This is a genomic window from Streptomyces fildesensis (assembly GCF_016107395.1).
GTDB classification, from domain to species: Bacteria; Actinomycetota; Actinomycetes; order Streptomycetales; family Streptomycetaceae; genus Actinacidiphila; species Actinacidiphila fildesensis.
The window spans coordinates 191,927-217,753 of sequence record NZ_JAAIKO010000003.1; the positions used below are offsets into that span (position 1 = coordinate 191,927).

Sequence of the window (25,827 nt, forward strand, 5' to 3'; positions counted from 1 at the left end):
AGAGCGGGAGGAAGGAGATAGCTGCCGACCCCGGCCGTTGTCTGACGGCACACGGCCGCCGGTCGCCCACCGCCGAAATCAGACGCCTTCGCGCAGGTACAGGTCGCGCAGCAGGCCGATCTCGCCGCCGTGATGCGCGATCTCGACCAGAGCGTGCAGCGCGAGCTTCAGATAGGTCTCATCGGCCCAACCGCCGGGGCCCAGGCCTATCGGCGCCAACAGGCGCTTGTCGCCGAGGGCTGCGATACGGGAGATGAAGTGCTCCCAGTCCTCGGCGAGCGCCTGGACGCCCTCTTTCGCGGTGCCCGGCCACTCGTGGCGGTCGCCAAACTCGGGGGCGTCCTCGAAGAAGTGGATCACGTAGCCGCGCAGGCAGAGGCTGCCGATGTGCCAGATGCGCCAGGCGATCGTCGTGAGGGGGTCCGGCGCCTCCGGAATCGATTCCGGAAATAGCGTGGCGACGCGGAAGACGCCGTCGTCGCCAGGGCGGATGCTGATGCAGTCGCTGACCGGCTCCCAGTGGTACTCGGCGTCGGTCAGGTCCTCAAGGCGCTCGAACAGCCGGGATCGCGCGCGTTCGAAGATCGCGAGAATGTCCCGCGTGACGGGGTCGGGCACGATCATGTCAGCCATGTCAACTCCAGGGCTCGGTGGTTTCGGGTCGGGTCAGGATGATCAGGATCGACGGGTCGGCCGGCTTGCTCACGTGCCGCCGCCTCGTCGTGTGTCGCCGGGTGCGAGCAGGCTGGTGAGTTCGGCGATGGCTTGAAGTAGCGGCGCAGGCAAAACTCATAACGCCCCCACCCACCGGAGCCCGCCCCCGATCGCCGGCGATCGTAAGCGACACAGCCTCTGGACCACCTACCAGATCCCGCTCTTCGCTCCCCATCCTCCCCACACCCTTCAAGATCCAACAAAACGGAGGGAAGAGCACCCCTGGGAAAATCACAGATCCTCATCAGTTGCCTGGAGGCGGAAGCACCACCGCGCCACGCTCAGTGGATCACGCCCGACTCGGGAAAAGCTGGCCTCAACGGCTATCGCCGACGACAAGTCGGCGCGCCCGCACAAGATGGAGATCGAGGGTAACCAACTGACCGCCTTCTACCGTTGCCAGTCCTGCGGGGACCAGCGGACCACGAGCTGGACCGACACGGACCAGATGTTCTAGTTCTAGGCGATCGCGGGTAGCTGAACCTGATCGACGACGAACTCGAAGACAAATTGACTTCCGATCCCATTCCCGGGCGTCAGGCGTGTAGCGCCAGTGCCTCTCTCAGGTCTTCCGCACCTGGAGCCTGTTGGGGCAGCGCTCGGTAGAGGGCTGCGGTGCGGGTACGGGTGAGGCCGGTCCGGTACGCGGCCGGCAGTTCCCCGTACGCCTGAGCGGCGGTGCGCGCGGCTTCGTCGGCGTGCCCGTCGTGGAGGAGGCAGGTGGCCCGGTCAATCGCGATCAGGGCGCGGGTCATCAGCGACGGGGACCGGGACAGCTCCAGCGCGCGAGCCTGCGTTGCGTAGGCCCGGTCCGTCTCGCCCAGCAGCGTGAGGGCCTGCGACAGATGGACGTGATGCTTCTGCTCCGGGTAGCCGAACCAGGTATCGGCCTGCTGGCCCGGGTCGAGGCGGTCCATCAGGTGCTCTACATCGTCGAGGGCGGCCAAGGCCGCTTGCCGATTGCCTTGGAGGGCGTAGGCGCGGGCACCGACGGCAGAGGCGAGGGCAGCGGATGAGCTGGGCTGGTCGCCGGCCAGATGGCGGGCGCGTTCGGCCAGGTCGGCGGCGCCCTGCGGGGCGCCGAAGTTCAGCGGCACCATCGCCTCCCGGGCCAGGACCCAGGAGTTGAGGTGGTTATCGCCGGACTCCTCGGCTGCGCGCCCTGCGGTGTGGAACCAGGCGTGCGCTTCTCGGCGGTCACCGAGGTCGTGCAAGATGATGGCCGTCATGCCCGCCATCTGCCCGGCGACATGGCAGAGCCGTGCTCGGGACGTGACGGTCTGCGGGGCACTGAACAGTGGCTTCATCTCGGCGAAGTCGACCACTAAGTCGGCCAGGACGGCGGTGGGTGCTTGGCCGTGGTAGCCGTAGCCGAAGCGTTCGGCGGTGCCTTCCCAGTAGCCAAGGTCCGCGGTGGTGTGGTCTGCGAGGGCCGCGTCGAGGGTGTGGCGGGTGTCGGTGAGGGCGGCGAGTCCGGCACCGGCAAGGCCGGCGGCCAGGGCGCCACGCAAGACCTCGCGGCGCTTCATCGGATCGTCTCCATGGGGTATCTCCGGTCGGGCGTTGGTGCTTGAGGGGTTGTTCTCCCAGGGTCGCTCAGCCAGCCCGAAGTGTGCCCCTGGAATTCTCAGACCGTCACATACGCGCTCCAACACCGGTAATGAGGTGTGGGCTCCAGTGCCTCGGGCCATCTTGCTGACGCGCTCGGCTCGGATGCCGCAGGCTTCGGCCAACTTGTTGAAGCTGATACCCGCCAACTCGTGCGCCAAAGCGAAGACGGTGCCGACATCCCGCTGAGCGAGGGCGTCAGCAACGCGGGGGTCCGCCAACAGGAAGGCGGGCAGCGCGGCCGGCGAGAGCGGGTAGTCCACTTCATCCCCAAGGGTCGCGACGGTCGGTAGCTAGGCCGTCATGGTGTGTACACAGAGTGTGGCCCCCATCGCGGGGTTACCGCTGGGGATCGACGGCGGTTGAGTAGCCGTCAGGTCGCCCCGCGTGTCTACCCACCCGCTTCCCCTCTGGGGCGACCGCGAACCGCCGCCGTAGACCCCTGGGAGCCCCTGTCAGGGCATTGCTGCGGCCCGCATCCGCTCATACGGAGGACAAGGATCCATGGACCACACCCCCTCCAGCCCCGTGGCCGAAACCGCTCCAGGCGCCGCGCAGCCGCTCCCGGCAAGGGCGCCCGGCCACACCCTCAGCCGTCGCAACCTGTTGCGCGCCGCGTCCGGATGGGAGGCGTTCCTGCATCGCAGCGCCAATGCGAACGGCGGCCAGCGTGACGGCGGTGATGCCGCATGACCGGCCGTGGGCGGGAGTGGATCAAGGAAGGCGTTCTCGCCCGGGACACCAGCACGAACCGTGTGGGCGAGGTCCGGCAGATCGGGTCCGCCTTCCCGAGCGCGGCAGAGCCCGGCGAGTTCGCGTGGCTGCGGCCCGAACACGGCGGCGTCGAATGGAGCGTCCCCCTGGCCGCCCTGGAGCCCGTGGACGGCGACCAGTGAGCGCCGCAGCACGGTCCGAGCCCGACCGCCCGCGCCACCGGCGCCCGCGCTTACCGTCGGGCGACGGCCGCACCGCCGGAGCACTCCTCCTACTCATCAATGCCCTGGGCGCGCCCGCTGTCGCCGCCCTGCTGGTCTACGGGCAGCCCCCTGCGCCCCCCGCGCCGAACCTCGCCGCGTCCGTACCGGACATTCCGCTGCCCGGCCTCTGAGCCCCGGTCGCCGCCGTTGCCCTGCACTGCGGCGACCGGTACCAGCGCCCGGCTCCGGCCACCCAGGTCCACGGCTCCCCCCGACCGTGGCGGCCGGAGCCGGGTGCATCCCAGCAATACCCCACCCGGCGACCCGGGCGGATGCATCTCACCCATGCACTCACCGATCGCTCCCCCCGGGGCGATGCTGGGAGGGTGAGCCACCTTCGATTAGATCGAGGTAGTCGTCCATGACCGCACGCAGCATCGTCAGCGCAGCCCAGGCATCCTCCTGCTACTTCCGGACCTCGGTCGATCACCCGTACCGCAAGGCGCTGGTACAGATTGACGAACGCTGCAACCTCGGTTGCGCCCACTGCTTCGTGTCCGCGTTGAAGCACGGCGGCACGATGTCCCTGGCGGACATCCGGTCCAAGGTCATCCCCCAGCTTCTGGAGAGCCGCGTGAACCGGGTGACCCTGACCGGGGGCGAGCCGTTCCTGCACGAGGACTTCCTGGACGTGGTGAGGGCCTTCCGCGACGCGGGCATCGGGGTGGGCCTGTGCACCAACGCCACCCTGGCCACGGACGAGGACATAGCCGCCCTGGTGGAGATCGGCGACGTGCACGTCAACGTCAGCCTGGACGGTTTCGCCGCCGACTCCCACGGCAAGTTCCGGGGTGACCGGGCCTCGTTCCAGGTCACCGTCGACACGGTGCGGAAGTTCGCCGCCGCTAGCCTGCTCCAGGGGCTGCTGTGCACCCCGAACAGCCTGGCCGAGGACGAGGAGTACGCACAGCTGTGCGCCTTCGCCACTGAGCAGGGCGCGTCGTACGTGCTGATGAACCCGCTGTCCAGCATGGGTCGCGGGGTGAAGAGCAAGGGCAAGCTGGCCCAGTCCGACGACCACATGCGGCACATCCACGACCTGACCGCGCCGTTCGCCAGCGACCAGCTGGACATGGTCCACATCCGGTTCCCCAACGATTCCAAGCCCCTGGCCAACTGCGAGGCCGGGACGATCATCTACGTCTTCACCCCGGGCGAGGTCACTGTCTGCCCCTACCTGGTGTTCGCGGCCCGCACCCCGCAGTCCCAGCACGCCGACACCGAGTTCATTGTCGGCAACATCTTCACCGACCCGGACATCGCCGCCCGGCTGGACGCCTACAAGTTCCATGAGCGCTACGACGTGGGCGCGAACCCGACCTGCGGGTCCTGCGCGATGGCGGACGGCTGCGGCAAGGGCTGCCCGGCGGCGGTGATCGCGGCCGGTGAGCGCATCGGCGCACTGGACGCCGAGGTCTGCCCCGTCGCCCCCAACCACCGCGCCCTGCTGCCCGTCGTGGCGACGTCATGACTGGCCCCGGGCGAGGGCTGTTCGTGACGATCGACGGCCCCGGTGGCGTGGGAAAGTCCACGGTCCTGGAGCGTCTCCGCCACCGTCTGGTCGCCGACGGCGTCCACGTTCACGCCACGGCGGAGCCCTCCCATACCCGTCTGGGCGACCTGGCCCGGCACGGCACGGAGACCTTCCGGGGCATGTCCCTGGCCTGCCTGGTGGCGGCTGACCGCTACCACCACGTGGAGACGGAGATCACCCCGGCCGTGGAAGGCGGGGCGGTGGTCCTGTGTGACCGCTACATCGGCTCCTCCTTGGTGCTGCAACGCTTGGACGGCTTGAGCGTGGAGACGATTTGGGCGCTGAACCGGGACGCCTTGCGCCCGGACCTGTCGGTGATCCTCAACGCCGACCCGGACGTGATCCGGGAGCGCTTGACGGCGCGCGGGACGCACAGCCGCTTCGAGAAGGCCCCGGAGAGTGTGGCGAAAGAGCCCGGCCTGTTCACGGAAGCCGCTACCTTCATGGACGAGGTCGGCTTCCGTACCTTGGCCATCGACTGCACCAGTCGTAACCCAGAGCGCACGGCCGAGCTCATCTCAGCTGAGATCGCCGCGCTGCTGACCGGGAGTACCCGTGCCGACTGACCCGCCGACCCAAACACTGTCGCTGCTGACCTTCAACATCGGCGGCCCCTCCCTGGAGCGGGCCGAACGCCAGCTCGCCTGGCTCGCTCAGCGCCCCGAGCAGGTCCTGGTGCTGACCGAGACGACGCCCAGCGGCGGGTGCGCGTTCCTCGCCGACCGGTTCACCTCAGCCGGGTACGCGGTGGCTTATCCGGTGCCGGACAAGGGCGAGCGGGGGGTGATGATCGTCAGCCGTCTGCCGGTGGCTGAGGCATCCCCCCTCAGCACCGCATACCTGCCCTACAGGGCGGTCTCCATGGGCATCAAGACCGAGCGGGGGCCACTCGACATCATCGGACTGTACGTGCCCTCCAGGGACGCCAGCCCGGCCAAGACCGAACGCAAGCAGCGCTTCATCGCCGACTGCCAGACCAGCATCCGCAGCGGGGCGTCCTCGGGCCGCGTAGTGCTCGGCGACTTCAACATCCTGGAGCCCGACCACGAACCGCGCTACCCGACGTTCCGGCCCTTCGAGTACGAGTTCTACCGCTGGTTCGGCGACAATGGGTACCAGGACGCCTTCCGCCACCTGCACCCCGCCGATCGGGAGTACTCGTGGGTGGGCCGGACCAATGACGGCTACCGGTACGACCACGCGTTCGTCTCCCACCCGCTCATTGGTGCGGTCGAGGACTGCGCGTACGTCCATGAGCCACGCACGGTGACCCGGTTGAGCGATCATTCCGGGCTCACCCTGCGCTTGGCCCTGGCCGGGGAGGAGCCGTTGGTAGTGTCCGACCCCACCGTCCTGCCCGAGCCTGAGACCTTGTTCTAGGCAAGCAACCCGCCAGACCCACCCGGAGTAGCGCGCACATGGATCAGAACGCCTGGCACACCATCGAGAGCCTCGTCACGTGGCTAGACGAGAAGAGCCCTCTGACCCCCGACGCCGACCGGCTGCTGCGGATCATGAAGATCAGCGAAGAGGTCGGGGAGGCCAACCAGGCAGTGATCGGAGTCCTGGGCCATAACCCGCGCAAGGGCGTCACTCACACCTGGGAAGACGTCCACGCCGAGCTGTCCGATGTGATCCTCACCGCCATGGTCGCCCTGAGCACGCTCACTCCCGACGCTTCCAAGGTCTTCCAGTGCCACCTGGAGCGCGTCGCGGAACGCTCCCTGGCGTAACCCCGCGCACCTCGGGGTGTCCCGGCACTCGGTGCTGTTCAGCGACACCGGGTCAGGCTGGACCGTGCGGCAAGGCGGCCCGGTATCGCTGTGGGACGACCGAGGGGAAGAGTGGACAACGTGGCTGAATTCTGGATTGGACAGCGCTGGTACCGCACGAAGGGGGATGCGGAGGACGCAGTACGCGAAGTGCGCGACCGCTACTCGGAGGGGGACAAGGTCGACCGGTTGGAGGATCAGGAGCTGCTGCTGGATCTCCTCGCCATGCATACGGAGGCGGAGGCCAAGATCGGTTGTGGTGTCGAGGCATTCGTCATCGACCGGCCCCTGCGCGGCAAGCACTCGGGCTTCAAAATCATCCGTACCGACGGGTCCGAGATCGACTTCTCTTTCCATGCCTGCCTGAAGCCGCCGAACTATCGCCAGCAGGTCCTCAGCGCAATGCGCGCCGAGGTCGCCGATACCGTCAACGCCTACTTCAACTCGCGGGTGGCGGCTGGCTCCCTGGAGTCCGACCAGTCCGGTGCGCCGCTGGATCCCGCCAACGCCCACGTCAGCTACTTCCAGGGAGCTGCGTTCGTCGACATCGCCACCGGATTCGCCGACGAGGTCGGCGGGTGGGACGCGGTTGAACTGACTCCGTCAACGGCTGCCGGATTTGGGATGTTCACGGATCGCGCGCTGGCCAAGCGGTGGCACGACCACCACAAGGAGCACGCGGTGTTAGGGCTGCTGACGCCGCAGGAGAACCTTCGCCGCCCGCGCTGAGCGTGAGTCCATCCCTGCGAGTCCGGCAAGCCGCAGAGCGGCTCGCTGTCCTTGCGGCTGTGGGGCTGCTCCTCTTTGACCTCCTCCCGCAACCTGGTCAGCGGCACGGATCCAGCACATATGGGGGTCAGAAATACCCCTCACCACTGGAAACTGGTGAGGGGTATTTCTGCAGGTCAAGGCTGTTGTGTAAGGTTCGTCTCCTGGTCAGGGGCCTGCCCGGAGGACATTTGCAAGGCAGATGTCAGGAGTTCGAATCTCCTAGGCTCCACAGTGTTGATCAGCGCGGGACCGTCAGCGGTCCCGCGCTGATTTGCGTATCGGATCATCAGCCGGTGCTGCACAATCGGGGGCGTGATGTTCGGCATCCTTGGCGCGACGCAGGTCTGGAACGCGGACGGCAGCGCGGTCGCGCTGGGTGGGCCGCGGCGCCGGGCGCTGCTGGCGCTGCTGTTGCTCGACGCGGGCCGGGTGGTGACGCCCGAACGGCTGATCGACGGCCTGTACGGGGAGGATCCGCCGGCCGGGGTCGCGAACGCCCTCCAGTCGCAGGTGTCCCGGCTGCGCCAGGTGCTGCCGCAGAAGATCGAGTTCCATCCGGCGGGCTACCGGCTCGCGATCGACCCCGACGACGTCGACTCGCACCGTTTCCAGCGGCTCAGCGCGGAGGGCCGGGAGGCGCTGGCGGCGGGCGATCCCGCGCGTGCCGCTGTTCTGCTGCGGGAGGCGCTGGAGCTGTGGCGCGGGCCCGCGCTGGCCGATGTGGACGGCGCCCCGTTCGCGCAGGTGCAGGTGACGCGGCTGGAGGAGCTGCGGATCTCGGCCGCCGAGGACCGGATGGAGGCCGAACTGGCGCTCGGCGGGCACCGGGAGCTGGTCGCCGGGCTGCGGGAGCTCGTCGACGCGCATCCGTTGCGTGAGCGGCTGCGTGGCCAGCTGATGCGGGCGCTGTACGGCAGCGGGCGGCAGAGCGAGGCGCTGGAGGCGTACGAGGCGGCTCGCAGCGAGCTCGCCGACACGCTGGGGGCGGACCCGGGACCGGAGCTGGCCGCCGTTCACCTGGCGGTGCTGCGCGGGGATCCGGAGCTGACGCCCGCCGCGCACGCGCATGTTCCACGTGGAACATCGCCCACGACGCCCACGGCTTCCGCATCGCCGACGGTCTCCGAGCCGGCCCGACCGCGCTTCGTGCTGCCCACGCAGCTCACCAGTTTCGTCGGCCGTGACGAGGAGCTGGACCGGATCGGTGCCCAGCTGTCCGAAGGCCGGCTCGTCACCCTCATCGGCCCGGGTGGTGCGGGTAAGACCCGGATCGCGATCGAGGCGGCCGGGCGGTACGGCGGTGAGGCCTGTTTCGTCGAGCTCGCCGGCCTCGCCGATGCCGCCGAGGTGCCGCACGCGATCCAGGGCGCGCTCGGACTGCGCGAGGCCGGGGTGATGCCTGGTGCCGGTCCGGCGCCCGATCCGGTCGACCGGGTCACCGCGGCCCTGGCCGACCGCCCGCTGCTGCTCGTGCTGGACAACTGCGAACATGTCGTCGGCGAGATCGCCAAGATCGTCGGCCGGCTGCTCGGGGACTGCGGAGAGCTGCGGGTGCTGGCCACCACCCGCGAACCGCTGGGGATCCCCGGCGAGACGCTCTGCCCGATCCCCCCGCTGCGGCTGCCGCCGCCCGGCACGGACCATGTCCGCGCGCTCGCGTTCCCGGCGGTGCGACTGTTCACCGAGCGGGCCGTCGCCGTGCAGCCCGATTTCGAGCTGGCCGCCGATCTCGATGCCGTCCTGCGGGTGTGCACGGCGCTCGACGGACTGCCGCTGGCCATCGAACTGGCCGCCGCCCGGCTGCGCTCGATGTCCGCGTCCGAGATCGCCTCCCGGCTCGGCGTGGTCTCCGCGGCGCCGGAGCAGAGTGAGTACGGGCCCGGGATCCGGCCCGACGAACGGTTCCGGCTGCTGTCCCGCGGCAGCCGGACCGCCCAGCCCCGTCAGAAGACGCTGCGCGGGGTCGTCGACTGGAGCTGGGACCTGCTCACGGAGCCCGAACGCGCCGTCCTGCGCCGGGTCTCGGTCTTCGCCGGTGGCTGGACGCTGGAGGCGGCCGAGGCCGTCTGCGCGGACCGCACGACGGACGACGACGTGGCGGACGGCGGCGGTACGGACGGCGGCGGGACGCGGGAGGCCGGGGTCGACGCGTTCGACGTGCTCGATCTGATCGACTCGCTCGTCGACAAGTCCCTGGTCGTCGCCCATCGTCCCGAGGGCGCCGACGGCGTCCGCTACCGGATGCTGGAGACGATCCGCGCCTATGGCGCCGAGCGGCTCGCGGAAGCCGGTGAGACGGCGGCCCTGCGCCGCGCCCACGCCCGGTACTTCCTCGCTTTGGTCGGCGAGGCGGAGCCCCGTCTGCGGCGCGCGGAGCAGCTCGACTGGCTGCGGCGGCTCTCCGTCGACCAGGACAACCTGCACACCGCGCTCCGCCGGCGGGTGGAGGACGGCGACACCGGGACGGCGTTGCGGCTGCTGGCCCCGCTGTCCACGTACTGGCTGCTGCGCGGCGTGCGGCTGGAGGGCGCGGGCCCGGCCCGCGAGCTGCTGGACCTCATCGGGCCGCAGGCGCCCGAGGGGCTCGACGAGGAGTACGTGCTGTGCGTGCTCGCGGCGGCCAACGGCGTCTCCGACAACCGGGAACTGGGCGCGCATACCGCGGCCGCCGACGCGGTCATGGCCTCCCTCGGCTACATTCCGCAGCGCTTCCCCAGCCTCACCGTCATCTGGGCGATGGCCATGGGCGCGCCCACCGCTGACGCCGCCGAGCTGATCTCGCTCACCCTGGACGATCCGGGCCGTGACCCCTGGGCCGTGGCGCTGCTGCATCTGGGCCAGGGCTACGCGCACTGGATGGTGCGGGGCGACACCGCCCTCGCGGAGCGGGAGTTCAGCGCCGGGCTGGCCGGCTTCCGGGTGCTCGGCGACCGCTGGGCGATGGCCAACGCGCTCGACGTACTGGCGCAGCTCGCCGACTGGCAGGGCGACAACGAGCGGGCCGCGGCGCTGGCCGACGAGGCGCTCGGCTATGTCGAACCGCTCGGCGCGATCGAGGACATGGCGCAACTGCTGTGCCGACGGGCCGAACGCAGCGCGCGGGACGGAGACACCGAGGCGGCCCGCGCCGACTACGAGCGGGTGGTCGAGCTGTCCGGCCGGGCCGGTGCGCCCGACTGCATGGCGATGGCCCACCTCGGCCTGGGCGAGGTCGCCCGGGCGCGTGGTGAGCTGGCCGGGGCCCGCGCCCTCTGCGAGCTGGCCCTCGGCGAGAGCGGTACCGGGTGGGCCGGTCTCGACATGAACCGATCGCTGATCCTGATCGGGCTGGCCAGGATCGCCGAGGCCGAGGGGGACCCGGAGCGGGCCCGCGGCTACTACCGCCAGGTTCCCGAGGCCGAGTTGGTGAGCCGCAACGGCCCGGTCGCCGCGAGCTTCGCCGAGGCGCTGGCCGGCCTGGCGCTGCTGGAGGGCGGCCCGGAGCGGGCCGCGCTGCTGCTCGGCGTCGCCCGGACGCTGCGCGGCGCCGAGGTGCCGCCCGACCGGGACACCGCCCGGGTCGGCGCCGCCGCCCGCGCCGCGCTCGGCGAAGCGGCCTTCGCCGCGGCGCACGCCCGCGGTGTCGCGCTCTCCCGTGAACAGACGGTCGTGGCGCTGACGGACTTCGACGCTGCGCGGTAAGCGAACGGTCAGTGACCGGTCAGAACGCTCTGACACAGTCACCGGCATGACGAAGAATCAGCAGGTGGCGCCGAGTGCGCAGACCTCCACGACCCCCTCGGACCCCCGGCGTTGGGCCGTACTGGCGATCTGCTGCGTGGCGGCGGCGCTGCTCGGTATCGACACCAGCGTGCTCAACTACGCGATCCCCTCGCTCGTCACCGACCTGAAGCCGTCGGGCACCGAGATCCTGTGGATCGCGGACATCTACGGGTTCGCCCTCGGCGGCCTGCTGGTGGTGATGGGCAACCTCGGTGACCGGATAGGCCGCAAGAAGCTGCTGCTGCTGGGCGCCGGCGCCTTCGGGGTGGCCTCGGTCCTCACCGCGTACGCCACCAGCCCGGAGATGCTCATCGGTGCCCGCGCGCTGCTGGGTGTGGCCGGCGCGACGATCATGCCGTCGACGTTGTCGATCGTCCGCAACGTGTTCACCGACCCCCGCGAGCGCACCACGGCCGTGGGCATCTCCGGCGGCGTCGGGGCGGGCAGCTTCGCGCTCGGCCCGGTCGTCGGCGGCGCGCTGCTGGACCACTTCTGGTGGGGTTCGGTCTTCCTGATCAACGTCCCGGTCCTGCTGGCGGTCGTGATCGCCGGTGCGATCGTGCTCCCTGAGTCCCGTAACCCCGACCCGGGACGGCTGGACTGGATCAGCGTCCCGCTCTCGATCGCCGGTCTGCTGGGTGTCATCTTCGCCATCAAGACGGCCACCCGTGACGGTGTGCACGAGCCGTCGGTGTGGATGGCCGCCGCGATCGGTGTCGGCTGCCTGATCGTCTTCGTCCGGCGCCAGACCCGCATCGCCTCACCGCTGCTGGACATCAGGCTCTTCCGCAACCCGGCCTTCACCGGCTCCATCAGCGCCAACCTGGTCGCGATCTTCGCCTCGGCCTCGCTCTCGCTGGCCTTCTCGCTCTACTTCCAGGTCGTCCGCGGCTGGTCCCCGCTGATGGCGGGCCTGGCGCTGCTCCCCGGCCCGCTGTCGGCCGCCTTCGCCGCGCCGCTGTCCTCCGCCCTGGTGCCCAGGATCGGCCGGGCCAAGGTGGTGGCCCTGGGCCTGGTCCTGATGTCGGTCAGCATGGTCGGTCTCGGCCTGGTCACCCCGGACTCCAGCTACTGGCTGCTGCTGCCCGCTCTGATCGTCAACGGTGCGGGCATCACGCTGACGTTCACCGTCACCTTCGACACGGCGATGGCGAGCGTGCCGAAGGAGCGGGCGGGCGCCGCGGCGGCGATCTCCGAGACGGCGATGGAGCTCGGCGGGGCGCTGGGCATCGCGGTCCTCGGCTCGGTACTGACCGGCGTCTACCGCAACGGTCTCGACCTGCCGGCGGGCGTTCCGGCCGGTGCGGCCCAGGCCGCCAGGGAATCGGTCGGCGGGGCGGTCGGGCCCGGCGCGCAGCTGTCAGGCCCGATGGGGCGGCAGGTCGCCGAGACGGCGAGCCAGGCCTTCACCCACAGCATGCACGTCACCACCCTGGCGGGCGCCGTCCTGATCGCCGTCGCGGCGGTGATCGCGTTCCACACCCTGCGGGGCGTCCCGGCGGTGATCGACGAACCGACCGACGAGAAGGACGGCGGGAAGGACGGCGGGACGGCCGACGACGTGGCCGACGTGGCCGACGGGACCGACGGCACCGACGGCACCGACGGCACCGACGGCATCAGGGAACTGGTCGGACGCTGACCCGTATCCCCGCGCATGCCGGAGGGCGGGAGACCGTACTGGTCCCCCGCCCTCCGGCATGTGGTGCGTACGCGCTGTATCGATAGGAGGTCCAGGACCCCGGCGCCACTGGTTGCCGAGTCGGACCGAGCTCAGGGCCGGACCGTGGGTCAGGGGCGGTGCGAGGTCAGGATTCGTCGCCGTGATCCGGGCGATCGACCCGGTCCGCCTCGGCCTGCTTCGCCTGTACCTCGGGGTCGAGGGGCTCCACGGGCGAGCCGTCGACCTTGTCGAGCGGGTCGGCCTTGTCCGTACGGTCCATGCCGACGAGGGTCGGGCCGCTGCCGTTGAGCGTGGCCCGGTCCGCGACCTCGGTCGGCGGGGCGGGCTCGACCAGCCAGTCCGGGTTGGTCTGCTTGCTCCACCACTTCCACGCGGCGTAACCGGCCCCGCTGATCATGCCGAGCACCACAAGGCGCTTGAAGGCCTTGCCCGCCTTGGCACGACGACGGTGCTGCCGGCCCAGCTTGTCGATCTCGGCGACGGACACCCTGCCCTGCAGTGCGGCCAGGGCGGCCGCGCCACGTGCCAGGGCCTCGTCACGGGCGGGGCCCGCGGCGGCACGGGTGACCTCCACCGCGTGTCCGACCCGGGGGGCCGCGTACTCATTGGCCTGGCGTGCGGTCAGCGCGGCCTTCACGGCCGCGGTGTCCACAGCCGAAGCGACCTTGGGCGGTAGTGCGGCGTGTGCCTTCTGCGCGGCGGTCGCCACTCGGGGCGTCAGCCAGATCTTCGCCTCGTCCGCGTAGTGCGCGGCGTTGTCCTTGGCGGTGACGGCGTATGGAGCGACCACCTCAGCGGCGTGCTGCATGCTGTCCTTGGTCTGCCCGGCTGCGTTGCGCACGCTGTCGATGCGGGTCACAGGAACCTCCTCCTCGGTGGCGTACGGTTTTCGCCTATCCACCCGATTTGAAATCATGCCTGTTTAGGGCCGGTCCGGCATGTGCGACCGGGCATATGGGTCAAGGCGGGGCACACGGAGAGCTCCCACAGACGATGCCACGATGCGCGCCGGTACGCGATAGAGCCGGGGAAGCCGACGGCCACTCCCCGTCCGTGCGAGGATTTGTCCCTGTCAGCGAAGACTATGGAAGGTAGATCGTGGCCGAGCAGCTCTATGCGACCCTGAAGACCAACCACGGGGACATCGAGGTCCGGCTCCTGCCGAACCACGCACCGAAGACGGTGAAGAACTTCGTCGAGCTCGCCGAGGGCACGCGTGAGTGGACCGACCCGAAGACCGGCAAGCCGACCAACGCGAAGCTGTACGACGGCACGGTGTTCCACCGTGTGATCACCGGCTTCATGATCCAGGGCGGCGACCCGCTGGGCAACGGCACCGGCGGTCCGGGCTACGAGTTCGCGGACGAGTTCCACCCCGACCTCGGGTTCGACAAGCCCTACCTGCTGGCGATGGCCAACGCCGGCCCGGGCACCAACGGCTCCCAGTTCTTCATCACGGTCTCCCCGACCACGTGGCTGACCCGCAAGCACAGCATCTTCGGCGAGGTCGCCGACGTGGCCAGCCAGAAGGTCGTGGACGCGATCATCGCCACCCCGACCAACCCGCGCACCGACCGCCCGGTGCAGGACGTCGTGATCGAGTCGGTCGTGATCGAGACCCGCGAGGGCTGATCGCGCCGTACTCTTCGGGAACACTGCGCCCTGCCCGTCCGTATGGAGGGGCAGGGCGACGCGCGTCCCCAGGAAGAGGACCTCATGGACCAGGCGGTCTGCTGCTACCGGCACCCCGATCGCGAGACCGGCATCCGCTGCACCCGTTGCGAGCGGCCGATCTGCCCGGAGTGCATGGTCAGCGCCTCGGTGGGCTTCCAGTGCCCGGAGTGCCTGGGCGAGGCCCGGCGGACGACACCCGCGCCGCGTACGGTCGTGGGCGGCACGGTGGCCGCCGACCCGCACCTGGTCACGAAGATCCTCATCGGGCTGAACCTGGCGGTCTTCGTGCTGGTGCAGGCGCTCGGCGACCGGCTCGCCGGTGACCTGTCGCTGTACGCGTACTGCGACCCCGTGGTGCGGCAGTACTGCATCGGCGTGTCCGAGGGCCCCGACCAGTGGTACCGCCTGATCAGCTCGGTCTTCGCGCACCAGGAGTACTGGCACATCGGCTTCAACATGCTGACGCTGTGGTGGATCGGTGCGCCGCTGGAGGCCACGCTCGGCCGGGCCCGCTATCTGGCGCTGTATCTGATCTCGGGGCTCGGCGGCAGCGCTCTGGTCCTGCTGCTCGCCCCGTACCCGGGCGCGCTGGGGGCCTCCGGGGCGATCTTCGGCCTCTTCGGGGCCACCGCCGTCTTCATGCGGCGCAGCCGGATGGACATGCGGCCGATCCTGATCCTGCTCGGGCTGAACCTGTTCTTCAGTTTCACCTGGTCGAACGTCAGCTGGCAGGGCCACCTCGGCGGCCTCGCGGCCGGCACGGTGATCGCGATCGGGATGGCGTACGCACCGCGCGAGCGGCGCGATCTGGTGCAGTGGGGGACCTGTGCGGCGGTGCTGGCGGCCACCCTCGTGGCCAGCTGGATCGCCGTGGCTCAGATCACCGCCTGAAGGGCGTTACCACTGGCGTTGATCAGACGTTATCCACAACGAGTACCCGATCCTGTGCACCCTGTGGGGAACGTGTGTGCGTGCGGTCACCGCATCGTGTTTTCCCTGCAAGATCAACGAAAGACCGGTGGCCGACACATCGGCCACCGGTCACACCGGCGTCAACCTCGTAGAGGTTATCCACAGATCTTCCGACCTTTTCCCCACTGTGGATAACCGTGTGGACAACTCTGGGGAGAACCGTCCGGGCCAGCTCGGGAGCCGGCTACTTCCACTGCGTGGAGACCACGAATCCGCCCGCGATGAAGCCGAAGCCCACCACGATGTTCCAGTTCCCCAGCGCGTCGACCGGCAGGCTGCCCTGCGTGACGTAGAAGAGGACGATCCAGGCCAGGCCGATGACGAAGAGCGCCAGCATCAGGGGCGCGACCCAGTTGAAGCCGGACTTGAGCTTTATCGACTGCGTCTTCTCCGGCGGCGGAGTGAAGTCGGCCTTCTTGCGGATCCGTGACTTCGGCACGAGGGACTCTCCTGTCGATGCGCTGCGTAACCGCGCGGGGATGTCGGGGATGTGAGGCTGGCCGGGCGGGTGGGGGCACCACCGCGGACGGGCGTCCGTTAGCGTAGTGCTTCCTCGGGTGTGAAGGAGACAAGGGTACGGTGACCGATTCCGGCGACGCGCCCTCCTCCCGTCCTTCTCCCGCTCGTCCTTCCACCCGCACCGTAGTACTGCGGACGCTCAGTGCGGGAGTCTTCGCGCTCGCCGGACTGATCTTCTGGATGAGCTTCGACACGGCCAAGGGCGTCAACATCCGCAGCGACGACCCGCTGCCCAAGCTCTCGGACAACGTGCGCAAGCAGAGCAGCCGGAACCAGGAGCTGGAGAAGCAGCTCACCGCGGTCCGGAACGATGTCGACACCCTCACCCGCCAGGGCATCGGCGCCACCGACGCGAACCGCAAGCAGCTCGATGCGCTCGAAGAGGAAGCCGGCACGAAGGCGCTGACCGGCCCGGCGCTGAACGTCACCCTCAACGACGCCCCGCCGAACGCCACCGCGCTCGTCCCCGGCGTGCCCGACCCGGAGCCCAACGACCTGGTCATCCACCAGCAGGACCTGCAGGCCGTGGTCAACGCGCTGTGGGAGGGCGGAGCGGTGGGCATCCGGGTCATGGACCAGCGGCTGATCTCCACCAGCGCGGTCCGCTGCGTCGGCAACACCCTGATCCTCCAGGGCCGCGTCTACTCCCCGCCGTACAGAATCACCGCTGTGGGTGACCAGAAGAAGCTGCGCGCCGCCATCGACCGGAACGCGACCATCCAGAACTACCTCCAGTACGTCAACGCCTACGGGCTCGGCTGGAAAGTGGGGGCGGACAACCGGGTGACTCTTCCCGGCTACTCCGGCACAGTGGATCTCCACTACGCGAAGCCCGTCTCCTGACCGGATTCGCGACCGGCGGCGGGGCGAGGGGGCGGGGGCGCCGATGGCGATCCGGCTGGTGGTGCGGACGCTGAGCGAACTGTGCGTCACCGCGGGTGCGTTGATCGTCCTCTTCGTCGTCTACATCCTGTTCTGGACCGGCGTGCGCGCGGACAGCGCGATGAACGGCGAGCTCGACCGGCTGCAGAACACCTGGGCCACCGGATCCCTGGCCCCCGCGGAACCCACCCCCGCCCCGACCGCGACGGGCGGCACACCGTCCGCCGCCCCGCCTGCGGCGGCCCCGGCGCCGTACCGGAACGGCACGTCGTTCGCCGTCATGTACATACCCCGGCTCGGCTCCGGCTGGCACAAGCCCGTCCTGCAGGGCACCGGCTCCGGCGTGCTGAAGAAGGGGCTGGGGCACTACACGGACACCGCGCGGCTCGGGGAGACCGGCAACTTCTCGGTGGCCGGCCACCGGCGCACCTACGGCGATCCCTTCAAGGACTTCCCCAAGCTGCGCAAGGGCGACCGCGTCTACCTCTTCGACGGCACGTCCTGGTACACGTACGTCCTGGACCGCGACCCCTTCCGTACCGTCCCCACCGACGTCGGCGTCATCGACCCGGTGCCGAGGGAGTCCGGCTGGACCGCGCCGGGCCGCTATCTGACGCTGACGACCTGCGACCCCGAGTGGGGCCACAGCCACCGGCTCATCGCCTGGGCGCACCTGGAGACGGTGAGCCCCGCCGAGCAGGGCCGGCCGAAGGGTTTGTCCGGGTAGGCCACCGGTCCCGCCGATCTCCCCTTACTCTGTTCCGGGGAACCGGGAAGGAAGGCAGCGCATGTACGGCTGGATCTGGCGGCATCTGCCGGGCAACGTGTGGCTCAGAGCGCTGATCTCGCTCGTGCTGGCCCTGGCTGTCGTGTACGTCCTGTTCCAGTACGTCTTCCCGTGGGCCGAACCGCTGCTGCCGTTCAACGATGTGACCGTGGACAACGGTATGAACGCGACGAACGGGATGGCCGCCGTCCGATGACCGCTCGCATCCTCGTCGTGGACAACTACGACAGCTTCGTCTTCAACCTGGTCCAGTACCTCTACCAGCTCGGTGCCGAGTGCGAGGTGCTGCGCAACGACGAGGTCGAGCTCGCGCACGCGCAGGACGGCTTCGACGGGGTGCTGCTCTCCCCCGGCCCCGGCGCGCCGGAGCAGGCCGGGGTCTGTATCGACATGGTCCGGCACTGCGCGGAGACCGGGGTACCGGTCTTCGGCGTCTGCCTGGGCCTGCAGTCCATGGCCGTCGCCTACGGCGGCGTGGTCGACCGGGCGCCCGAGCTGCTGCACGGCAAGACCTCGGCCGTGACGCACACCGGGACCGGGGTGTTCGCCGGGCTGCCGTCGCCCTTCACCGCGACGCGCTACCACTCACTGGCGGTCGAACGGGACACCGTGCCGCCGGAGTTCGAGGTCACGGCCTGGACCGACAGCGGCATCATCATGGGGCTGCGGCACCGTGACGCGGCTGTCGAGGGCGTCCAGTTCCACCCCGAGTCGGTGCTCACCGAATGGGGCCATCTGATGCTCGCCAACTGGCTGGTGGCGTGCGGAGACGAAGGCGCCCCCGACCGTTCGACGGGACTGGCGCCCGTGGTCGGCAGGGCCGGGGCGTGACCGGGCTCCGCCCGGACGAGCCCCCGTCCTACGAGGACACGGGGCAGTTCGCGGTGGCGGTCGGACAGCTCGCGGACCCGCTCAGCGACCCCCTTCCGGGCCGCGGGCCGCTTCGGGCGCCGGCCGAAGCGGCGGAACCCCCTCCCACACCCGCAGCACCGTCAACACCCGCACCACCGGCACCTGCCGACGCCTCCGACGCGGGCCAGGAGGTCATCGGCTCCCCCTGGTTCCGCCCGCACGAGATGCCGCACCAGGCGTCCCACCAGGCGTCCCAGCAGGCGCCGCAGCAGACGTCCGTATCGCCGGAGCAGCAGGCGCCCGCGCCGCCGCCCGCGTACGACGAGGCGCCCGCCGCGTACGACGAGGGATACGGCAGGACGTACGAGGGCGGGTACGCCAGCGGTTACGACGCGGGGCCCGCCGTATCCACTCCGGCGCCCGCGCCGGTACCGGCGCCCACCCCCGCGCCCGCGCCCCCCAGGGTCCGGCGCAGGGGCGTGCCCGGCGAGACGGAGCAGTTCCCGGCCGTGCGCCCGGACGGAACGCCGGACGAGCCGGCCGGGACCGGAGCACCCGGCGCGACCGGCGCCGCGGACGAAACCGCGGCCACGCCGACGGGCACTCCCACGACGGGTGCTCCGGCGCCCGGCGGCCGTGCCGAGCGCCGTAAGGCGGCCAAGCAGGGCGCTGGGCACCGCGCCAGGGGCCGGGCGGCTTCCGGGGCCTCCACCGCCTCCACGGCCTCCGAGAGCGCCCAGGCGGCTCCGGCGGTCCCCATGACCCGCCTGGAGGCCCGACGGGCGGAGCGGGCGGCCAAGGACAGCGCCGCGGTGATCCTCAGCCGGGTGATCGGCGAGGTGTTCATCTCGGTCGGCGTGCTGATGCTGCTCTTCGTGACGTACCAGCTCTGGTGGACCAACATCCGCGCCCATCAGCAGGCCAGCGGTGCGACCAGCGCGCTGCAGAACCAGTGGAACAACGACAAGAGCGCGAAGAAGAACGACGACCGCAAGGCCGACGCCTTCTCCCCCGGCCAGGGCTTCGCGATCATGTACATACCCAAACTGGATGTGAAGGCCCCGATCGCCGAGGGCGTCTCCAAGCACAGCGTCCTGGACAAGGGCATGATCGGCCACTACACGGGTGCGCTGAAGACGGCGATGCCGTGGGACAAGCAGGGCAACTTCGCGCTCGCGGCCCACCGCAACACCCATGGAGAACCGTTCCGTTACATCAACAAGCTGGTGCCGGGCGACAAGATCGTGGTCGAGACCGAGAGCACGTACTACACGTACGAGATGACGAGTGTGCTGCCGAGCACCTCCCCCTCGAACGTCAAGGTGATCCAGCCGGTCCCGCAGGGCTCCGGATTCACCAAGCCGGGCCGCTACATCACCCTGACCACCTGCACCCCGGAGTTCACCAGCACCTACCGGATGATCGTCTGGGGCAAGATGGTCGAGGAACGGCCGCGCAGTCAGGGCAAGCCTGCCGCGCTGCCCGACTGACCGGCCCCGGCCGGACAACGGACTGCCACAGAACGGAACAGCGGTGACGACGACCAATCGCGGCGGGCGGGGCCCGGTCGCGGCCATCATCAGTGTGATCGGTGAACTGCTGATCACCGCAGGGCTGGTGCTCGCCCTGTTCGTCGTCTACTCGCTGTGGTGGACGAACGTGATAGCCGATCGCCACGCGAAGCGGGACGGCGACAAGGTCCGGCAGGGCTGGGCCGCCCCCGGCCCCCGCGGCCTCGACACCAAGGACGGCATCGGGTTCCTCCATGTCCCCGCGATGGGCAGGAACTTCGAGGTCCTGGTCAAGAAGGGCACCGACACCGACATCCTCAACGAGGGCGTCGCCGGCTACTACGACCAGCCCGTCAAGTCGGCCATGCCGTGGGACAAGCAGGGCAACTTCACCCTCGCCGCCCACCGGGACGGCCACGGCGCCAAGTTCCACAACATCGACAAGCTCAGGAACGGCGATCCGGTCGTCTTCGAGGACAAGGACACCTGGTACGTCTACAAGGTCTACTCGGTCCTCGACGAGACCTCGAAGTACAACGTCGGCGTCATCGACCAGATCCCGGCGGACTCCGGCAGGAAGAAGCCGGGCCGCTACATCACCCTGACCACCTGCACCCCCGTCTACACCTCCCGGTACCGCTACGTGGTCTGGGCCGAACTGGTCCGCACCGACAAGGTCGACGCGAACCGCACCCCGCCCGCCGAACTGGGCTGACAGACGGAGCAGCAGCACGAAGGGGCCACGGACGCGGTGTCCGTGGCCCCCTCGTTGTGCTCGTGCTCCGGTTGCTGCCCGGTCCGGCGCTGTCAGTTGCCGAACAGGCCGCCGTTGTCCCCGCCGCCGGTTCCACCGGTGGTGAAGAGCTGGACCGTGCCGCCCTGCTGGACGGGCTGGTTCGCCTGCGGGAAGGACTGGGCGACGACCGCGTCGTCCTTCTTGGGGCCGAGGACCTGGACCTTCAGGCCCATGCCCTCCAGCTGGTTCTTGGCGTCCTTCAGCGTCTTGCCGACCAGGTCACCGGGGACGGTGAGGTTCTGCTGCTGCGGCGCCTTGGCGATGAACAGGGTGACCGTCTGGTCCGGTTGGGCCGTGCTGCCGCCCGCCGGGTCCTGCCGGATGATGGAGCCCACCGGCTTGTCGGCCGACTCCTCGTCCTGGGTCCGCACCTTCAGACCCTGGTCGATGAGCGTCTGCTTCGCCTGGGCGAGGGGCATCTGCGTGACGTCCTTGACCGTGATCTCCTCGGGCTTCTTGGCGACGGTCAGCGTGACGACCGTGTCCTTCGGCTTGAGGGTGCCGCCCGCGGGGTCCTGCTTGGTGACCGTGCCGTCGTCCTTGGTGTTGGACGTCTCGGTCACCTCCTTGACCTGGAATCCCTTGTCCTCAAGGGTCTTCTTGGCGTCCTCGAACTTGTCGTTGACGACGTCCGGGACGGAGGTCGGGGCGACGCCCTTGGAGATGGAGACCGTGATCGTCTTGTCGGCCGCGAGCGGGTCGTTGGCCTTCGGCAGCTGGTCGCAGACCGAGTTCGCCGGCTGGGCGTCGCAGAACTTGGTCTCGCCCTTGACGACCTTGATGGCCGGGTCGAGGTTGGCGGCCGCGCTCTGGGCGTCGGCGAAGGACTTGCCGACGAGGTTCGGGGCCGTCAGGGAATCCGGCGCGCCCTTCTTGTTGAACAGCGCCTGGCCCAGGAAGATCGCGCCGACCAGGACGAGGATGCCGGCCAGCACCAGCAGCACGGTCGAGGTGTGGTTCTTCTTCTGCCGGCGGCGGTCGGGACGGTCGTCGTAGCCGTAGCCCCCGTCGTCGTCGCGGACCGGGGGAAGCATGGAGGTCGCGGGGTTCTGCGAGGGCAGCGCCGTGGTCGCCGCGCCGTCCCCGTACCCGCCGTAGCCGACGGATCCCATGGCGGCGGTCGCCCCCACGGGCTGGCCGTCGAGGTACGACTCGATGTCCGCGCGCATCTCGTCGGCGGACTGGTACCGGTAGTCCGGGTCCTTCGCCAGCGCCTTGAGGACGATGGCGTCCATCTCGGGGGTGATCTCGGGATCCCAGACCGACGGGGGCTGCGGGTCCTCGCGCACGTGCTGGTACGCCACGGCCACCGGGGAGTCGCCGACGAACGGCGGGCGCACGGTCAGCAGCTCGTACAGCAGGCAGCCGGCCGAGTAGAGGTCGGAGCGGGCGTCGACCTGCTCGCCCTTGGCCTGCTCGGGAGAGAGGTACTGGGCGGTGCCGATGACGGCGGAGGTCTGCGTCATCGTCATGCCGGAGTCGCCCATGGCGCGGGCGATGCCGAAGTCCATGACCTTGACCTGGCCGTTGCGGGTGAGCATCACGTTCGCGGGCTTGATGTCACGGTGCACGATGCCGGCGCGGTGCGAGTACTCCAGGGCCTGCAGGATGCCGACGGTCATCTCCAGCGAGCGCTCGGGCAGCAGCTTGCGCCCGGAGTGCAGCAGTTCGCGGAGGGTGGAGCCGTCGACGTACTCCATGACGATGTAAGGGATCGAGATACCGTCGACGTAGTCCTCGCCGGTGTCGTACACGGCGACGATCGACGGATGGTTCAGGGAGGCGGCCGACTGGGCCTCACGGCGGAACCGGGCCTGGAAGGACGGGTCGCGGGCGAGATCCACCCGGAGCGTCTTCACAGCGACGGAGCGGCCGAGCCGGGTGTCGTGGGCGAGGTACACCTCGGCCATACCACCGCGGCCGAGCACCGAACCCAGCTCGTACCGGCCGCCGAGGCGACGCGGCTCTTCCATAGCTCTTGCCCTTCCCTAACCGTGCCCTGTGGATGCTCGGGCATACGGTACCCGGCACGCTCGATGGATCCGGGACGTGACCGGGTCCCGATATCCGACCGGTATCGCCACGTGCGGCGATGGGGTGGTTATGGGGTGGAAACTGCCCGGTGGGTGACGTGCGTCACGTTCCCCGCGTCACTTGTTCAGTACGGCCTCCATGACCTTCTTGGCGATCGGCGCGGCCAGGCCGCCACCGGAGATGTCGCCACGGGAGGCGTCGGAGTCCTCAACGACGACGGCGACGGCGACCGGGGAGCCGTCGGCGGTCTTGGCGTACGAGATGAACCAGGCGTACGGGTTCTTGCTGTTGCCGACACCGTTCTGCGCGGTGCCGGTCTTGCCGCCGACGGTGACGCCGTCGATCTGGGCGTTCGTGCCGGTGCCCTCCTTGACCACGGTCTCCATCATCTGCTGGAGCTTCTGGGCGTTGGCGGCCGACACCGGCTGCGAGTACGTCTCGGGCTTCGTCTGCTCGATCACGTTCAGGTTCGGCGCCTGCAGCTTGTCCACCATGTACGGCTGCATGAGCTTGCCGTCGTTGGCGATGGCGGCGGCGACCATGGCCATCTGCAGCGGGGTGGCCGCGGTGTTGTACTGGCCGATCGCGGAGAGCACGTTGGACGGCTCGTCCATGTTCTTGGAGTAGACGCTGGCGTCGGCGCGGACCGGGGTCAGGATCTCCTTGTTGAAGCCGAACTTCTCGGCCTCCTCGCGCATCTTGTCCTTACCGAGGTCCTGACCGATGCGGCCGAAGACGGTGTTGCAGGACACCTTCAGGGCCACCCGCAGCGAGGCGTTCTTGCACGGCAGGTCGCCCTCGTTCTCCAGGTTCCGCGAGCTCTGCGGCAGCTTGTAGGGCAGTGGCGACCTGGTCTCGGCGTCGACGTCGGTGTAGAGGCCGTTCTCCAGCGCCGCGGCGGCGGTGACGACCTTGAACGTCGAGCCGGGCGGGTAGACCTGGCGCAGCGCCCGGTTGAGCATCGGGTCGTCGGGGTTGTTGGCCTTCTGCAGGGCCAGCCAGTTCTTCTCGTCGGTCTTCTTGGAGGTGCCGGCGATGGACGACGGGTCGTACGAGGGCGTGCTGGCCAGCGCCAGGATCGCGCCGGTACGGGGGTCGAGCGCGGCGACCGCGCCCTTCTTGTTGCCGAGGCCGGTGAACGCGGCGAGCTGGGCCTTGGCGTTCAGGGTCGTGATGACCTTGCCGCCCTGCTTCTCCTTGCCGGTCAGCATGTCGATGGTGCGGTTGAAGAAGAGCCGGTCGTCGTTGCCGGTGAGGAACTTGTCGTAGACGCCTTCGAGGAACGACGTCTGGTAGGCCTGCGAGGCGTAGCCGGTGACGGGGGCCCACATGGGGCCGTCCTTGAAGGTCGCCTTGTACTTGAAGTCGCTGCCGGGCGTCTCGACGCTGCCGGTGAGCGACTTGTCGCCGACGACGATGTCGCCGCGCGGCTGGGCGAACTGGTTGATGCTCACGCGCCGGTTGTGCTTGTCGTTCGCCAGTTCGTCACCCGTGACGAACTGCACATAGTTGACGCGGATCAGCAGGGCGAGGACGAGCAGGCCGCAGAAGACTGCGACCCGTCGCAGGGGCTTGTTCACTGGGTGCGCACCACCTGGGTCGGTTCGGCATCGGTTGACGGGGCGGGGCTGGGTGCCGGGCGTCGCGCGGTGTCGCTGATGCGCAGCAGGATGGCCACGAGGGCCCAGTTCGCGATGACGGACGAACCGCCCTGGGCGAGGAACGGCATGGTCATACCGGTCAGCGGGATGAGGCCGGTGACGCCGCCGGCGACCACGAAGACCTGCAGCGCGAAGGCGCCCGACAGGCCGATCGCGAGCAGCTTGCCGAACGGGTCGCGGGCCGCGAGGGCGGTGCGGACACCGCGCTCGATGAGCAGCCCGTAGAGCAGCAGGACGCCCATCAGGCCGGCCAGGCCGAGCTCCTCGCCGACGGTGGCGAGGATGTAGTCGCTCTTCGGGGCGATACCGCCGATGAGCCGGGAGTACCCCTGGCCCAGTCCTGAGCCGAACATGCCGCCGGAGCCGAACGCGTACATCGTCTGGGCGGTCTCGGTGACCCCGCCGTTGACCAGCGCGAGCGGGTTCAGCCAGTTGTCGACGCGGTCCTTGACGTGGTGCTCGAAGGTGGAGACGAAGACCGCGCCGGCGGCCGACAGCACCAGGCCGAAGACGATCCAGCTGGTGCGCTCGGTGGCGACGTACAGCATGATCACGAACAGGCCGAAGAAGAGCAGCGAGGTGCCGAGGTCGGTCTCGAAGACCAGGATCAGCAGGCTGAGCACCCACAGCACCAGGATCGGGCCGAGGTCGCGGCCGCGCGGCAGGTACAGGCCCATGAAGCGGCGGCTGGCGAGCGCCAGCGCGTCCCGCTTGACCATCAGGTAGCCGGCGAAGAAGACGGTGATGATGATCTTCGCGAACTCACCGGGCTGCAGCGAACCCACACCCGGGATGGTGACCCAGATCTTGGCGCCGTTGATGCCGGGGAAGAACACCGGCATGATCAGCAGGACCAGCGCCACCACCATGGAGATGTAGGTGTAGCGCTGCAGGATCCGGTGGTCCTTGAGCACGACCAGCACGGCGACGAAGAGCGCGACGCCGAGCGTGGACCACATCAGCTGGGTCGGCGCCATCGCCTTGCCCAGCGAGGGCTCCAGGTCCAGCCGCCAGATGAACACCAGACCCATGCCGTTGAGCAGCGTCGCGATCGGCAGCATCAGCGGGTCCGCGTACGGCGCGAACTTCCGCACGATGAGGTGCGCGATGCCCGCGAGCAGGCCGAGGCCGAGGCCGTAGGCGAGCAGGCCGGCGGGCAGCGAGCCGTCCTTGGCCAGGCCGACGTTGGCGTACGCGAAGACCGGGATCAGAACGGCGAAGACGAGCAGTGCGAGCTCGGTGTTGCGCCGGCTGGGTGCGCCGACGGAAGAGATGGTGCTGGTGTTGCTGGCACTCATGAAGAGCTGCCCCCTCCTC

General features: G+C 69.6%; 25 protein-coding genes and 1 tRNA gene. 19 read left to right on the plus strand and 7 right to left on the minus strand.

What is annotated here, in order from left to right; all coding sequences use genetic code 11:
* Positions 1 to 78: 78 nt before the first annotated feature.
* Together C6N31_RS06710 and C6N31_RS06715 are read right to left on the minus strand one after the other, a co-directional pair.
* Complete coding sequence (locus tag C6N31_RS06710) at positions 79 to 633, minus strand: DinB family protein (protein ID WP_198357248.1); 555 nt, start codon at positions 631 to 633, stop codon at positions 79 to 81.
* A 617-nt stretch (positions 634 to 1,250) separates the two neighbouring features.
* Positions 1,251 to 2,585, minus strand: a complete 1,335-nt coding sequence (locus C6N31_RS06715; RefSeq protein WP_498063713.1) for a helix-turn-helix domain-containing protein — start codon at positions 2,583 to 2,585, stop codon at positions 1,251 to 1,253.
* A 241-nt stretch (positions 2,586 to 2,826) separates the two neighbouring features.
* Between C6N31_RS06715 and C6N31_RS06720 the strand changes: the two genes are divergently transcribed.
* From C6N31_RS06720 to C6N31_RS06770, 11 genes are all read left to right on the plus strand, one after another.
* The gene (locus tag C6N31_RS06720) at positions 2,827 to 3,015 is read left to right on the plus strand and encodes a hypothetical protein (protein WP_198357250.1); all 189 of its coding nucleotides are present in this window, start codon (positions 2,827 to 2,829) and stop codon (positions 3,013 to 3,015) included.
* The gene (locus C6N31_RS06725) at positions 3,012 to 3,218 is read left to right on the plus strand and encodes a hypothetical protein (RefSeq protein ID WP_198357251.1); all 207 of its coding nucleotides are present in this window, start codon (positions 3,012 to 3,014) and stop codon (positions 3,216 to 3,218) included. The genes C6N31_RS06720 and C6N31_RS06725 overlap by 4 nt, the downstream gene beginning before the upstream one ends.
* On the plus strand, positions 3,215 to 3,430 hold the full coding sequence (locus C6N31_RS06730; RefSeq protein WP_198357252.1) for a hypothetical protein: 216 nt from the start codon (positions 3,215 to 3,217) through the stop codon (positions 3,428 to 3,430). The genes C6N31_RS06725 and C6N31_RS06730 overlap by 4 nt, the downstream gene beginning before the upstream one ends.
* Before the next feature lie 230 nt (positions 3,431 to 3,660).
* On the plus strand, positions 3,661 to 4,770 hold the full coding sequence (locus tag C6N31_RS06735; protein WP_198357253.1) for a radical SAM/SPASM domain-containing protein: 1,110 nt from the start codon (positions 3,661 to 3,663) through the stop codon (positions 4,768 to 4,770).
* Positions 4,767 to 5,399 carry a dTMP kinase gene (tmk, locus tag C6N31_RS06740; protein WP_198357254.1) on the plus strand — a complete coding sequence of 211 codons (633 nt, stop codon included), beginning with the start codon at positions 4,767 to 4,769 and terminating at the stop codon, positions 5,397 to 5,399. Before C6N31_RS06735 ends, tmk begins: the two co-directional genes overlap by 4 nt.
* Complete coding sequence (locus tag C6N31_RS06745; protein ID WP_198357255.1) at positions 5,389 to 6,213, plus strand: endonuclease/exonuclease/phosphatase family protein; 825 nt, start codon at positions 5,389 to 5,391, stop codon at positions 6,211 to 6,213. The genes tmk and C6N31_RS06745 overlap by 11 nt, the downstream gene beginning before the upstream one ends.
* Positions 6,214 to 6,251: 38 nt before the next feature.
* Positions 6,252 to 6,566: a MazG-like family protein gene (locus C6N31_RS06750; RefSeq protein WP_198357256.1), complete on the plus strand. Its 315-nt coding sequence runs from the start codon at positions 6,252 to 6,254 to the stop codon at positions 6,564 to 6,566.
* A gap of 120 nt (positions 6,567 to 6,686) precedes the next feature.
* The gene (locus tag C6N31_RS06755) at positions 6,687 to 7,334 is read left to right on the plus strand and encodes a DCL family protein (protein WP_198357257.1); all 648 of its coding nucleotides are present in this window, start codon (positions 6,687 to 6,689) and stop codon (positions 7,332 to 7,334) included.
* Positions 7,335 to 7,530: 196 nt separating this feature from the next.
* Positions 7,531 to 7,605: transfer RNA gene (locus tag C6N31_RS06760), tRNA-OTHER, on the plus strand.
* A gap of 86 nt (positions 7,606 to 7,691) precedes the next feature.
* Positions 7,692 to 11,057, plus strand: coding sequence for an AfsR/SARP family transcriptional regulator (locus C6N31_RS06765; protein WP_138351336.1), 3,366 nt, complete (start codon positions 7,692 to 7,694; stop codon positions 11,055 to 11,057).
* A gap of 46 nt (positions 11,058 to 11,103) precedes the next feature.
* The gene (locus tag C6N31_RS06770; protein ID WP_198357258.1) at positions 11,104 to 12,780 is read left to right on the plus strand and encodes an MFS transporter; all 1,677 of its coding nucleotides are present in this window, start codon (positions 11,104 to 11,106) and stop codon (positions 12,778 to 12,780) included.
* Between the two features lie 166 nt (positions 12,781 to 12,946).
* Here C6N31_RS06770 and C6N31_RS06775 read toward each other — a convergent pair whose 3' ends face one another.
* Entirely contained in the window at positions 12,947 to 13,681 is a 735-nt protein-coding gene (locus C6N31_RS06775; protein WP_138351190.1) for a DUF5324 family protein, read from the minus strand.
* 239 nt (positions 13,682 to 13,920) lie between these two features.
* Between C6N31_RS06775 and C6N31_RS06780 the strand changes: the two genes are divergently transcribed.
* Both C6N31_RS06780 and C6N31_RS06785 read left to right on the plus strand, forming a co-directional pair.
* The gene (locus tag C6N31_RS06780) at positions 13,921 to 14,454 is read left to right on the plus strand and encodes a peptidylprolyl isomerase (RefSeq protein ID WP_138351191.1); all 534 of its coding nucleotides are present in this window, start codon (positions 13,921 to 13,923) and stop codon (positions 14,452 to 14,454) included.
* A gap of 84 nt (positions 14,455 to 14,538) precedes the next feature.
* Positions 14,539 to 15,387, plus strand: coding sequence for a rhomboid family intramembrane serine protease (locus C6N31_RS06785; protein WP_138351192.1), 849 nt, complete (start codon positions 14,539 to 14,541; stop codon positions 15,385 to 15,387).
* 265 nt (positions 15,388 to 15,652) lie between these two features.
* On the opposite strand, the gene crgA is transcribed toward C6N31_RS06785, so the two are convergent.
* Positions 15,653 to 15,907 (minus strand): cell division protein CrgA, encoded by a 255-nt coding sequence (crgA, locus tag C6N31_RS06790; protein WP_138351193.1) that lies wholly within the window; start codon positions 15,905 to 15,907, stop codon positions 15,653 to 15,655.
* A 140-nt stretch (positions 15,908 to 16,047) separates the two neighbouring features.
* Here crgA and C6N31_RS06795 point away from each other — a divergent pair, with 140 nt between their 5' ends.
* The 6 genes from C6N31_RS06795 to C6N31_RS06820 all read left to right on the plus strand — a co-directional run bounded on the left by C6N31_RS06795 (position 16,048) and on the right by C6N31_RS06820 (position 20,734).
* Positions 16,048 to 16,830 (plus strand): DUF881 domain-containing protein, encoded by a 783-nt coding sequence (locus C6N31_RS06795; protein ID WP_244809289.1) that lies wholly within the window; start codon positions 16,048 to 16,050, stop codon positions 16,828 to 16,830.
* A 43-nt stretch (positions 16,831 to 16,873) separates the two neighbouring features.
* Positions 16,874 to 17,596, plus strand: a complete 723-nt coding sequence (locus C6N31_RS06800) for a class E sortase (protein WP_138351194.1) — start codon at positions 16,874 to 16,876, stop codon at positions 17,594 to 17,596.
* Positions 17,597 to 17,657: 61 nt separating this feature from the next.
* Positions 17,658 to 17,852: a hypothetical protein gene (locus C6N31_RS06805; protein WP_138351195.1), complete on the plus strand. Its 195-nt coding sequence runs from the start codon at positions 17,658 to 17,660 to the stop codon at positions 17,850 to 17,852.
* Positions 17,849 to 18,487, plus strand: coding sequence for an aminodeoxychorismate/anthranilate synthase component II (locus tag C6N31_RS06810; protein ID WP_138351196.1), 639 nt, complete (start codon positions 17,849 to 17,851; stop codon positions 18,485 to 18,487). Before C6N31_RS06805 ends, C6N31_RS06810 begins: the two co-directional genes overlap by 4 nt.
* A complete protein-coding gene (locus tag C6N31_RS06815; protein WP_269282808.1) occupies positions 18,484 to 19,998 on the plus strand; it encodes a class E sortase in 1,515 nt (504 codons plus the stop codon). Before C6N31_RS06810 ends, C6N31_RS06815 begins: the two co-directional genes overlap by 4 nt.
* Positions 19,999 to 20,041: 43 nt before the next feature.
* Positions 20,042 to 20,734 (plus strand): class E sortase, encoded by a 693-nt coding sequence (locus C6N31_RS06820; protein ID WP_244809293.1) that lies wholly within the window; start codon positions 20,042 to 20,044, stop codon positions 20,732 to 20,734.
* 92 nt (positions 20,735 to 20,826) lie between these two features.
* On the opposite strand, the gene pknB is transcribed toward C6N31_RS06820, so the two are convergent.
* The 3 genes from pknB to C6N31_RS06835 all read right to left on the minus strand — a co-directional run bounded on the left by pknB (position 20,827) and on the right by C6N31_RS06835 (position 25,808).
* Positions 20,827 to 22,788, minus strand: a complete 1,962-nt coding sequence (gene pknB / locus C6N31_RS06825; protein WP_138351199.1) for a Stk1 family PASTA domain-containing Ser/Thr kinase — start codon at positions 22,786 to 22,788, stop codon at positions 20,827 to 20,829.
* Positions 22,789 to 22,965: 177 nt separating this feature from the next.
* The gene (locus tag C6N31_RS06830; protein WP_138351200.1) at positions 22,966 to 24,429 is read right to left on the minus strand and encodes a peptidoglycan D,D-transpeptidase FtsI family protein; all 1,464 of its coding nucleotides are present in this window, start codon (positions 24,427 to 24,429) and stop codon (positions 22,966 to 22,968) included.
* The gene (locus C6N31_RS06835; protein WP_138351201.1) at positions 24,426 to 25,808 is read right to left on the minus strand and encodes an FtsW/RodA/SpoVE family cell cycle protein; all 1,383 of its coding nucleotides are present in this window, start codon (positions 25,806 to 25,808) and stop codon (positions 24,426 to 24,428) included. Before C6N31_RS06835 ends, C6N31_RS06830 begins: the two co-directional genes overlap by 4 nt.
* Positions 25,809 to 25,827: the final 19 nt, after the last annotated feature.